This window comes from Bradyrhizobium sp. (assembly GCF_030697065.1).
GTDB lineage: Bacteria > Pseudomonadota > Alphaproteobacteria > Rhizobiales > Xanthobacteraceae > Bradyrhizobium.
This window is the reverse complement of the sequence record NZ_JAUYQU010000219.1, coordinates 1-2072: the sequence shown is the minus strand read 5'-3', so window position 1 is coordinate 2072 and position 2072 is coordinate 1. Positions and strand designations below refer to the sequence as shown.

Sequence of the window (2072 nt, the reverse complement as noted above, 5' to 3'; positions counted from 1 at the left end):
CCGGCCTTCTCTTCGGCAGCAAAATACTCAATCGTGCCGAAGGCCGTTTCGAGGACATGCTGGGTCTTGGTGGAACGATCCTGCCGCATCTGCCGGCTCGCATCGGATAGCGAGAGGGCCATGATCGCGATCATGCCAACGACGGCGGCAACGGTGATAAGCTGAATACGGATGCCGATCCGAACATTGCGCAGATGGAACGTCATGATCTATCCTCCGGTGACGAAGGCAACACGGATGTTACCTCATCAATCTTGTTGACGGTTTTGGGTGATCGTCGATCTTCTGTCGCGCCACTGCGATCAGACTGATGAGAATCAGAGGCTTCGCTCTCAGCGAGATCAGTTGCGAGCAGTTACGTTAAGACTTCGTGCTACCCGGGATTTTACGGGCTTCCCTCGCGGCAGTTCGTCGCTCGAGACGAGGGAGTCGGGCTGGCTATGCGACTTGGTCACGGGCCTTTCATCCATCGTACCCGGGCTTGTAGGACGCGGGTTTTCCCCTATCCTGAGTTTTTCCGTACGCGGCAACTCGCCGCTTATTTTTTGAGCAACGGATCGATTTGCATGCGCTGCCTTGTCGTGGCCGATTTGCATTACTCATTGCCGCAGTTCGACTGGCTGCTCAGCGCGGCGCCGAATTTCGACCTCGTGATCTTCGCCGGCGATGCGCTGGACGTCGGTTCGGCGGTCGATTTCCGCGCCCAGATCGTCGTCGTGAAGAAATATCTGGAGCTTTTGTCCGGTGTCACGCGGGTGATTCTGTGCTCCGGCAATCACGACCTCGACGCGCGCAGCCCGGAGGGCGAAAAAATCCCGCGATGGATCGGCGAGGTCCGCGAACTCGGCGTCGCCTGCGACGGCGACAGCCTGATGATCGGCGACACCCTCTTCACGGTATGCCCGTGGTGGGACGGACCGCTGGTCAAGCAGCGGCTGGACGACCAGTTGCGCGAAGCCGCCGCGGCTCGGCCGAAGCGATGGATCTGGGTGCACCACGCGCCGCCGGCGGATTCACCGGTCAGTTGGGGCGGCAAGCGCTTCTTCGGCGACGTCGAACTGGTGCAATGGATCAAGGCCTGGCAGCCGTCGATGGTGATCTCGGGCCATGTGCATCAATCGCCGTTCATTCCCGACGGCTCGTGGTACGACCGGCTCGGCGATACCTGGGTCTTCAATACCGGTCTGCAGCATGGCCGTCCGCCGACCCATATCGTGCTCGACATCGAGGACGGGACCGCATTCTGGCTGGCGGCCGGCGAAGAGCAATGCATCGACCTCAACGCGCCGCTGCGGCGGCCGGCAACGCGGATCGCAGAACCGCCGGCATGGCTCACATCCTTGGGTCGGATTTCCGATCCGAGCCTGGCGAAACCTGCGTCGGCGACTGGTTGATCATGCTCTGCAGGAGATCGCCGACCATCGCCAGGTGATTGCCCTGACCGGCATATTGCCGCTTGATGTCGGCGAGATAGGTGTTGGCGGCGTTGAGCCGCTGCGCCAGCATGCGGGCGATCAGCAGCGCCACGCCCGGCTGGCGCTTCAGGAACGCCGCGGCATCGTCGATCTCGTAGATCACCGAGGCGGCCGCGGCGCGCACGGTCGCGGTGTGGGGCTGATCGAGCAGCACCGACATTTCGCCGAGCACCGCGCCGGGTTCGGTGATGGCGGCGACCACCGTGTCGCCCTTGATGACCTCGAGCCGCCCCTCGATCAGAACGTAGAGATGGCCGGTCCGGCCGCCCTCCTGCACCACGAGGTCGCCCGCCGATATGTTCTGCCGGCTGCCGCCGATGCAATATTCCAGAATTTCGCGCATTCGACACCCCAGATCCCGCGCCAGACTAGGCATGGCCTTGGTGAGCGTCGAACGGATTATGCGTGCCGTCTGCTCAAATTCTCGGCATCGAGCGGCTCGCGGGCCGAGGTGTCGCCCGGGTCGACGGGGAAATCGCGAGCGGTACCGTACAAATCCGGATTGAGCGAATCCTTGCGCCCGAGCAAACAGGGCAGTGTCGTTCCAGACTATGGTCGCGCATCGAACGAACATCGGAGCCGAGGCCATGAGCCTGT

Annotated in this window: 3 protein-coding genes; 1 reads left to right on the top strand and 2 read right to left on the bottom strand. The window is 62.4% G+C overall.

Annotated elements, in window-relative coordinates:
* A partial coding sequence (locus Q8R73_RS17430) for a hypothetical protein (protein ID WP_371126119.1) occupies positions 1-206 on the bottom strand: 206 nt, incomplete at its 3' end.
* Positions 207-566: 360 nt separating this feature from the next.
* Between Q8R73_RS17430 and Q8R73_RS17425 the strand changes: the two genes are divergently transcribed.
* Entirely contained in the window at positions 567-1394 is an 828-nt protein-coding gene (locus Q8R73_RS17425) for a metallophosphoesterase (protein WP_305720796.1), read from the top strand.
* Here Q8R73_RS17425 and Q8R73_RS17420 read toward each other — a convergent pair.
* Positions 1333-1818, bottom strand: coding sequence for a Crp/Fnr family transcriptional regulator (locus Q8R73_RS17420; protein ID WP_305720795.1), 486 nt, complete (start codon positions 1816-1818; stop codon positions 1333-1335). The two genes, Q8R73_RS17425 and Q8R73_RS17420, sit on opposite strands and share 62 nt — an antisense overlap.
* Positions 1819-2072 lie beyond the last annotated feature (254 nt).